Below are 8,601 nucleotides of genomic sequence, written 5' to 3'. Positions count from 1 at the left end.
CAGAGTTCTAAAATCACCAGTTACCTATAACACAGCATTTTTAATAGAAAATGGCCGTCATTTAGAACCTCGATTTTTCAAGATTAATATGACGGCCAGGAAAGATAGATTCTATCAATGGGTGTTATCCCAAGGAATCCCATCTATTTGTATGAAACTAAGTATTTTAGTTGGTTTGAACTAAAGACCCTAAGTCCTGCTCAAGATACTCTCTCCATAAACCATCCATGTACATACGGCGCATTTTAGCACCCACTCTAACAATTTCAAGACAACGTTGCTGTAATTCTGGAGTATCAGCGTGGTCAAGAACAATCTTATATCCACGTTCACCATGAATTTCATCTGAAACAATGTGTAGGTCGAAGAATTCAATTTCTTCATCTGTAAATCCATATTGAGCACGTAATGCTGGTGTTTGTTTTCTATAGATATCAGGTACTTGTGATTCTAAACCAACTACAAGGGCAGCTGTAGCAACAACAAAGTTTTCACGTGCAGCTACTGCGAAGCACCAGCTTTGAAGACCTAAAGTTGTCGGTGCCATATTATCTGTGTTAATTACTCGTTCAGCAGTTGTGCCGCACGCTTCTGCAAATCGAATCAATAAATCAGTATGACGATCTGCTGCAATTTCCTCTTCATACATGTTTTGTAATGTGAAGTCTTTTGCAGCTGCAAATTTTGGATCGCTTGGAGTATTGTGATAGATATATGATAGGTAGTCCGCGAAAGGTCCTACATAGTGGTAATGATTTTCTGCCCATCTTGCAAAGTGCTTTCTTTCTAGTTTTCCCTCAGCCCAAGCGACTGTAAATGGAGCCTTCTGGCTATGATTACCTTTAATTGCTTCTTCTAGTTCTTTACGGAATTCGTCTTTTGATAATAGTTCTGTCATTTTTAACTCCTCCTGTTTCCTGGGCATTCGTTGCCGTTTTTGTATTTGATATTTTGTATACCAAAATACTAGTAAAAAAATAGAGAATGTAAGTGCCTTCCCTCTATGAATCTCGATTTATTGTATTTGGTATACCTTAATGAAAATATTAACCTATTATTTTTTATTTGTAAATACAATTTTTAGAATTTTTTAAAATATCAATTAAATAATTCTAGTAATCAAGGTTTTATATATAAACATCCTTATTTAAATTTAATAAACTGTGGAGATCTTTAGAGAGATTTTCCAATGCTTCCTCTACAATTTGTTGCCCCAATTCATAGCTGGCTCGGGTGGCATCTCCAATACAGCCATTTTGGGTCATTTCTTCATAGAAATAAAAACCTTGAATCGCCTTTCCTGGTCGAAGCTGCTTCCACCTTCCATTTTCTTGTATATCACCTTTCTCTAGTTGTTCAAGCCGTACCAGCTCTGGAGCTAAATACAAAGCTTCTGATACCTCTCTTTCGCAGCTGTGTCCAAACAATGGTGATGTAATGAAATTACCGATTGTTTGTTTAGCCGAGGCTGTGGTTTTCGCATAGTAAATGTCAACATTCAATTCTTTTGTCAAAGTCATTGATGCAACATTCAAGGTTGTTTGGTTGCCGCCATGTGAATTTAACAATAAGAATTTTTTTATTCCATGGTGACTTAGGGATGAAATCATATCCCTTAAGATTGAAATCAGTGTATCTGGCTGCAGTGAAATCGTTCCAGGAAAGTTCATATGGTGTGGTGAGACCCCCATATTAACGGTAGGAGTAACCCATGCATGCGGAAACATTTTCTGGCCTAGTTTTTCTGCCATCTTTTCAGCTAATACAGCGTCACAGCTTTCGGCCATATGTGGTCCATGTTGTTCATGGGCACCAATTGGTACGATTGCAAACGTAACGGTCTTTAATGATTCTTTTACTTCCTGCCACGTCATTTTTGTTAGATTATAACAATCCAATAAAATCCCCTCACTCTATCCTTATTCATCTAGGTTTTTTGTATACCAACATAGCTTAAAAAAATATTCTGCTATCGCAGTGTAGCAGATTGCTTCTTTGGCGGTTGAATTGAGATGTTTTCTTGAGAAATTTCTATATCCTGTTCAATCGTTAATTGGCAGGTTAAGCGATATCCTTCCTCCACCTTGTCACCTAACATTTTAATTTCTTTCCAATTCGGTGGTGCAATGGATTCCCCACCGCTGATCACGCGGCATGTACATTTAGTACACCTGCCCATTCCACAACCATACTTTAATTGAGGAAATTGTCGGATACCTGCTAAAACTACTAGATTCGCATTATCCTTTACTTGCTGTTCGACTACCGTTCCATCTACATGAAGAATTACTTTTGGCATAATATATCCCCTTTCAGTAAAGACCAAAGAATTTGATGCTTTTCTGAATTATACAACCATTTCACCTGAGAAGAAAAGAAGTTTTTATAATTTTTTAAAAAATTAGAATATACCATTGAACAAATTGATAACTTGAGATAAACTACTAATAAGGTATTTGGTATACAATATATCAAAATAAGAGGTGATCATTACATACTTACATTTTTGGGGACTATTTGTATCAAGAAGAAAAAAATAATTTATAGGGAGTGTTTATAATGGGGAACTATATTGTACTAACAAATAAAGATACTTTTCAAACCATTCTTGAAAATGAAGGGCTAGAGACAGTTGAGACCTATAACTTTTATTTTTTTGATAAATTAAAAGCAAAATATACGATTGCTAAAGTAATCGATGAAAATATTAAGATTCAATTATTTGAAGAATTTGAAGGAAAAGAATATGTAAACCACATTGCTGTTAAGTTTTTCGAACGATTTGAAACGATTGAAGCAGCACGTGAAGAATTGAATGAAATTGTCAAAGCATCAGGGAATAGTGAAGATTCCATTCATTCCAAGCTGGTGAAATCAACTGAAGTAGCAATATAAGATAGAAGAATAATATACTTTAATCATGTAAAAACCGGAGCAGAACCAACTCATCTCCGGTTGTTTCTTTTTTGAGAAATTTTCAGAACGATAAAAAACCGCCACTATGTGACGGTTATTTCTATTATTATTGGAAGGAAGTTTAAAAATTTAATGTTTTTCTCAACCGTGCTAACTTCTTTTCAGCTTTTTCCATAGCCTTCTTTGATCCAAAAAGAAAATTAAACATCCCGATTCCCCCCTATTATGATCATCTTATTTCTTACCCTTATTGTATTATGGTATTGAAGAAATTACAACTAAATTGTATACCAAATACCAATAAAATAGTGTATAATATGTACAAATGGTGAACAAATCTTCGGTTTGGTATACCAAGATAATATAGATTACTGGTTTAGGATATGGACCAAATACTAAAAAGCAGGGTGTTGCTATGTTAAGATTCTTATTTTTATTTGTTATATTTCTGTATTTATTATCTACTTTGCTGCCTCAACTAGACTTTAGCGTCCCGCTATCGATTCTATGTTTAATTATTGTATTTTGTACGTTTTTTCTTGCAAAACGGTCCGTTCAAATTTTAGGGGGTGCATTCCTGCTTCTAGGGATCGTGCTGCTATGGAAAGCGCAAGCACCTTGGCATCAGTACATATTATCTTTTGGACCTATGCTTGACTTGATTACTTTATTTACCTTAGTCCCTATATTAGGAATCCCCATTAAATTAGGTGGATATAGCGGCGGTATCCAAACGATTATTCAAAAAAAGGTAAACAATTCTGGTCAGTTATATATAATAACCTCTGGTATTTCCTACTTTTTTAGTATTTTTATGAATCTCGCTACTTTGCCGATGACCTATTATTCGATACGTCCATCATTGAACATGTTTTCAGTTGAGAATAAAGAACGGTTCATGAGTAGAGCTATTACTAGAGGTTTTGCCATGCCCTTGCTTTGGGCACCAGTTACCCCTATTGTAGGTATTGTTATTTCTGTAACTGAAGTACGCTGGATATCCATTTTACCCTATGTTATACCACTAAGTATTTTAGGCTTGGGGATGGATTGGTATATAGGAGCACGCAGGTCTAAAAAAATGCATACTTCTGTTCAAGACGTATCTGTTCATGAAACAGCCGCAACCATTGAACCGGGGCAAATCAATTCTCCGGGTAGGATACTGCAAATTTTCTTGGCAATACTTATTTTTGTTATTGCCATATCTATAGCTGAGTCACTGTTTCATTATTCGTTTTTAATTCTAGTCTCTTTCCTTGTCATTCCATTTGCATTTGCTTGGTCCCTATTCCTAAAAAAAGGTGAAGAATTTGGCAGTCAATTAATGAAGCATTTTCATTCCTTCTCAATCAGTATGAAGGATCAATTTTTTATTTTTCTATCGGCTGGTTTTTTTATCTCGACAATCACGATCTCCCATACCAATGAATGGTTGAATGATTGGATTTTGACGTTTATTGACGTGGGTGGTGTGGAAATCTTTATGATTTTACTTCCCTTGGTACCTTTAGCTTTTGCCTTTTTAGGTCTTCATCCTGCTGTTTCACTGGCACTGATGACTGGAGGCTTGGACATACCTGCCCTTGGACTTAATCCACACATTCTAACAGTGGCCATGTTGGCTGGTGCTGTCTCTTCCTTCTTAGTAGGTCCTTATAATGCGACATTAGGCCTTATGTCGAATCTAGTAAAAGATACTTCTTATAAAGTATCAAATTGGAATATTGCCTTTACCTCATCATATATCATCATCGTTATGCTATATTTGTTTCTTTTGCAAGTATTTACAGGCTGACAAGGAGATTAAAACAATGAAAAAACCAGGAGCTAAGAACCCAGCACCTGGTTTTTTCAATTCATTTAATCTTCTTCTGACTGTATTTCTTTTATTATTTCCTTTGCAAAGTGACCAAGGGTCCCGTTACTATAGGAACGGATTACCTCAGGTGCAAGGGATGTTAAAGCTCTGTTAAGATATTCTGGTGATAATCCTCTTTTAGCAAACTCAGTCTCCAAATTTATCGCTGTTTTTAATGCGAAATAAGTGGCTAATTTGTTTACCTCTGTTAAACAATTTTCACTATCTATTCTTACCTTTCCAAGATACTGAAAAAGTTCCTCTATTTTTTTTGATAAAGCAGCTTCTGTAATAAACAAGCCATTTCCATGTTCCAGTAAGTCTCTCCCATGCCCCATATACTTCACTCCATGAACGTTTAAGGATGGAAACTTAGCTATAATTTCGTTTGTAGGAAGGTTTGTTGCCATATTGATAATATCAGGTGACTTCCCAGAATCGCTTTGAATCGATAGACTTGAGATAAATGGGATAACCTCCTTTGCTGGTAATGCTAGAATAAGGATGTCTAATTCCTTTAATTCGCTTTCCTCTATAATATATACATGTTGAAAATATTGAACAAGTTGTTCAGCTTTTGTTTCCATGGGGTGGTAAATCCCTATTGGTATTCCTTTTTTATCCCAATGAGTCAGCATCGCCGTGCCGAGTTTACCAATACCCACTAAACCAATCCTTTTCTGTCCCATCATTTTTTCCCCTTTCTTCTTACCATCCTATGTATTCCGTCTTTCCAAGACCCCTAACTTCAACTAAAATAATAAAGCTATTCCAAAAATCAGTTTCTAGCTGACTTTTGAAATAGCCCGGTATTTAATCACATACCTTCCCTTATCTAAGAGAAAGGTCATAACTATTAGTCTACCAAATTATTACTGCTAAAATAGTTGCAATGATTAGTCCTGTAATTACTGGGAAGAAGTTTTTTCTGGCTAACTCTAATGGTGAGACCTGAAGGAAGCCGGCTACTGCTACGAGAGATGACCAGGCAATAAGAGTGCCTCCGCCGCTCCATACCGCACCCATTTGTCCAATAGCTGCCAAAGTTCCAGCATCGATGTTACTTCCAGGAGCTATCGCACCTGATAAAGCGCCGGTTAAAGGAAGCCCAGCAAAACCGGAACCATCTAATCCTGTAATAATCCCAATGATCAATATACTAAACGCTGCAATAGAAGGACTTTGCGGTATATAATTTTGTCCTGCTTGGATTAAGTCAAATAGAAATGCTGGTTTTGCTGCCTCTTCACCTAAAGAAAGGATAGATGCTGAAAAATCTCCACTACCCATAAAGAAGTAACCTGCAATGGGGATTACTGGTGCCATTGCACGAAATGCGAAAACAAAACCTTCGGTAAGATGCTCGCTTATTTTTTCGAGTGCATGAATACGGTTGAAAGCAATAGTGGCCAATACTAACAGGATGGTTGCAACCCCGCCAATAAATGCTGCACCGTCTCCGCCCTCAAACCCCGCTCCATTACCAAGTTTGGTCTGGAACATAAAGATCATAACAGCCAACATCGCTAAAGGTACAATGATAGCAAATATTTTACCCCATTTTTCTTTTATCTGGATAATTTTAGCACTTTCATCGACAGTAGCAGCAAGCTCCTGGTTTACTTCAAAGAATGCTTTTGCTTCTTTATTCACTTCAGTAGCAGATCCAGATCTTTTGGTAATCGCTTTTCGATGCGTGACATAGACAATCGCTAGAGAACTTATTCCGGTAATGAGAGAAAGAATGAATGCTTTGTCTGAAACTAAAGCTTTATCAATTCCTGCAGCTTTTGCACTAAGCATTGGCGCAACTTGCATAATATAGTCGGATGAAAGTGCCATACCCTGACCTGCGATACAAATAACCATGGCTGATGTCATCACTGGTAAACCCGCACTTACTGCAGCAGGTACTAACAAAGCACAAATCAGTGGAACCGCTGGCGTTGGCCAGAAGAATAGGGAAATCACATAGGTCGTGACCATTAAAACGAGATAAGAGACATGTCCGTTTACCATTATTTTTTGAATAGGTACGACCATCTTTTTATCCGCACCTAGATCCTTCAAAGAATTAAGGAGACCTATCATAATCGAAATAATTAGGAAAATACTGAATAGCTCCTTAGCTGCAACGAGGTTTGCGTTAAAGACTGCTTGAAACCCTGCTATAAAACTCCCTTTATACACTGCTGCTATTACAAAGGTACCAATAATGAGAGGTAAAACAATTCCTTTTCTAAAGAGCATGATAACAATTACGGATACAGTGACAAATAGATATACCCAATGAGCTAATGTTAATTCCATATATTCCCCTCCGACACTCCGCATTTTTTTGATTCAGGTTCCATTTATGGATGGCAAGCGTTTTTAAATTGGCAAAGTTGATGAGGTACTGAATATGCAGTCTATCAAATTTATGTATTCCCTCACTTAAAAAATAGATCCATCGATTCTTGCCAATTTACAAGGTTTGTATATTGTGCATTGTAGATTGTATACCATAATAATATAAAAATTTCCTTCTTTTTAAAAAAAATTTAATGAGTTCTTACTTAATCACTTTGCTAACGTATGATTCGCAACCAATCAAAGATAACGCTTTCATATTTTATTTGACTCGTAACCACCTCCCAGTTATCACTATTCACACCTTATTAAACATAATAACATCATTGCTTTAATCATGCAAATAATTTTAAATATTTAGATATTTTTGTATTTTAAAACTACTCTATTGCTAATATTCAGAGATTTCGGTACAATAAAGTGAAAAATCGGTATATCGTATACCAAATTATTAATACAATATTTTCCATCCCTCCTTTCTATCCTGTGTTTTACTCGCAAGCAATCTTTTATTACGTTTACGATAGCATGGAATACTATTTCATACTAGAAATTTGTGAGGATATCTAACAGAGTTTTTACTAAGTTAACGTTATTAATCTTTTAAAATATCTAATAATTTGAGGTGGTTTTATCATGCTAAAAGCTGGAATCATTGGTTATGGAACAATAGGAAAGAGTATTGCCGAATTAATTCAAACACAACAAGCTGGTGACATTGAACTGCAAAGCGTTCTTGTCAGGAACCCAAATAGAATTGAGGAGCTATCGAGGCTGCCTTTTTCTATCACGAGCGATGAAGAGTTTTTTTTCAATCAAGATTTAGATATTGTCATCGAAGCTGCTGGTCATCATGCTTTACAATTATACGGAAAAAAATCCTTGGAAACTGGGAGTCATTTAGTCGTCATCTCGGTGGGAGCGCTAGCTGACAATGAGTTTTTGGAAACCCTACATAAAACAGCACAAGAAAATAACAAACAAATTCTAATTCCGTCTGCTGCTATTGGTGGTTTAGATAGAATTGCTGCTGGGGTTTTAGGTGAAATTGAAGAGGTTACCCTTATTACGAGGAAACCTGTAAGAAGTTGGTACGGAACCATTGCGGAAGAAAAAGTTAATCTCGAAACGATTTCTGAGCCATATTGTATCTTTGAAGGAAATGCGAGAAATGCTTCGAAATTATTCCCTGAGAATGTCAACGTATCTGCTACATTAAGTCTAGCAGGAATAGGATTCGAAAAAACAAATGTTCAAGTTTATGTGGATCCAACCATTCAGCGTAATATTCATACCATTAAGGCTAAAGGTTTTTTTGGAGAAATCGAGATATCCGTTCAAAATCAACCATACCAACAAAACCCTAAATCCAGTCCCATTGTAGCGATGAGTGTCGCAAAGGTGTTAAAAAACTTAACCTCTTCTATCGTTATTGGAGTATAAACAAATAAAAGAAAGAGCTAGAGTTAATT

Annotated in this window: 9 protein-coding genes; 4 read left to right on the top strand and 5 right to left on the bottom strand. The window is 36.2% G+C overall.

All coding sequences use genetic code 11. From position 1 onward, the window contains the following. A partial coding sequence (locus tag CHI06_RS30250; protein WP_218833122.1) for a hypothetical protein occupies positions 1–184 on the top strand: 184 nt, incomplete at its 5' end. Here CHI06_RS30250 and CHI06_RS26630 read toward each other — a convergent pair. The 3 genes from CHI06_RS26630 to CHI06_RS26620 all read right to left on the bottom strand — a co-directional run bounded on the left by CHI06_RS26630 (position 167) and on the right by CHI06_RS26620 (position 2,299). Further along, on the bottom strand, positions 167–898 hold the full coding sequence (locus tag CHI06_RS26630; RefSeq protein ID WP_095251665.1) for a TenA family transcriptional regulator: 732 nt from the start codon (positions 896–898) through the stop codon (positions 167–169). The two genes, CHI06_RS30250 and CHI06_RS26630, sit on opposite strands and share 18 nt — an antisense overlap. 229 nt (positions 899–1,127) lie before the next feature. Further along, entirely contained in the window at positions 1,128–1,898 is a 771-nt protein-coding gene (locus tag CHI06_RS26625; RefSeq protein WP_095251664.1) for a creatininase family protein, read from the bottom strand. A gap of 71 nt (positions 1,899–1,969) precedes the next feature. After that, a complete protein-coding gene (locus tag CHI06_RS26620) occupies positions 1,970–2,299 on the bottom strand; it encodes a 2Fe-2S iron-sulfur cluster-binding protein (protein ID WP_095251663.1) in 330 nt (109 codons plus the stop codon). Between the two features lie 260 nt (positions 2,300–2,559). Here CHI06_RS26620 and CHI06_RS26615 point away from each other — a divergent pair, with 260 nt between their 5' ends. Further along, positions 2,560–2,895, top strand: a complete 336-nt coding sequence (locus tag CHI06_RS26615; RefSeq protein ID WP_095251662.1) for a hypothetical protein — start codon at positions 2,560–2,562, stop codon at positions 2,893–2,895. A gap of 436 nt (positions 2,896–3,331) precedes the next feature. Then, positions 3,332–4,714 carry a hypothetical protein gene (locus tag CHI06_RS26610; protein WP_095251661.1) on the top strand — a complete coding sequence of 461 codons (1,383 nt, stop codon included), beginning with the start codon at positions 3,332–3,334 and terminating at the stop codon, positions 4,712–4,714. A gap of 65 nt (positions 4,715–4,779) precedes the next feature. Here CHI06_RS26610 and CHI06_RS26605 read toward each other — a convergent pair whose 3' ends face one another. Further along, positions 4,780–5,469, bottom strand: coding sequence for an NAD(P)-binding domain-containing protein (locus tag CHI06_RS26605; protein ID WP_257009471.1), 690 nt, complete (start codon positions 5,467–5,469; stop codon positions 4,780–4,782). A 169-nt stretch (positions 5,470–5,638) separates the two neighbouring features. Then, positions 5,639–7,087: a hypothetical protein gene (locus CHI06_RS26600; RefSeq protein WP_095251659.1), complete on the bottom strand. Its 1,449-nt coding sequence runs from the start codon at positions 7,085–7,087 to the stop codon at positions 5,639–5,641. A gap of 678 nt (positions 7,088–7,765) precedes the next feature. On the opposite strand from CHI06_RS26600, the gene nadX reads away from it, so the two are divergent. Further along, a complete protein-coding gene (nadX, locus tag CHI06_RS26595; protein ID WP_095251658.1) occupies positions 7,766–8,572 on the top strand; it encodes an aspartate dehydrogenase in 807 nt (268 codons plus the stop codon). Positions 8,573–8,601: the final 29 nt, after the last annotated feature.

This window comes from Bacillus sp. 7884-1 (assembly GCF_002272245.1).
Classification (GTDB): domain Bacteria; phylum Bacillota; class Bacilli; order Bacillales; family Cytobacillaceae; genus Neobacillus.
This window is presented reverse-complemented; position numbering and strand designations above follow the sequence as displayed.

Excerpts from the sequence above, each read along its gene's own strand:
- CHI06_RS26615 (WP_095251662.1), top strand. The coding sequence starts at position 2,560 with ATGGGGAACTATATTGTACTAACAAATAAAGATACTTTTCAAACCATT.
- CHI06_RS26630 (WP_095251665.1), bottom strand. The coding sequence starts at position 898 with ATGACAGAACTATTATCAAAAGACGAATTCCGTAAAGAACTAGAAGAA.
- CHI06_RS26610 (WP_095251661.1), top strand. The coding sequence starts at position 3,332 with ATGTTAAGATTCTTATTTTTATTTGTTATATTTCTGTATTTATTATCT.
- nadX (WP_095251658.1), top strand. The coding sequence starts at position 7,766 with ATGCTAAAAGCTGGAATCATTGGTTATGGAACAATAGGAAAGAGTATT.
- CHI06_RS26600 (WP_095251659.1), bottom strand. The coding sequence starts at position 7,087 with ATGGAATTAACATTAGCTCATTGGGTATATCTATTTGTCACTGTATCC.
- CHI06_RS26605 (WP_257009471.1), bottom strand. The coding sequence starts at position 5,469 with ATGATGGGACAGAAAAGGATTGGTTTAGTGGGTATTGGTAAACTCGGC.
- CHI06_RS26620 (WP_095251663.1), bottom strand. The coding sequence starts at position 2,299 with ATGCCAAAAGTAATTCTTCATGTAGATGGAACGGTAGTCGAACAGCAA.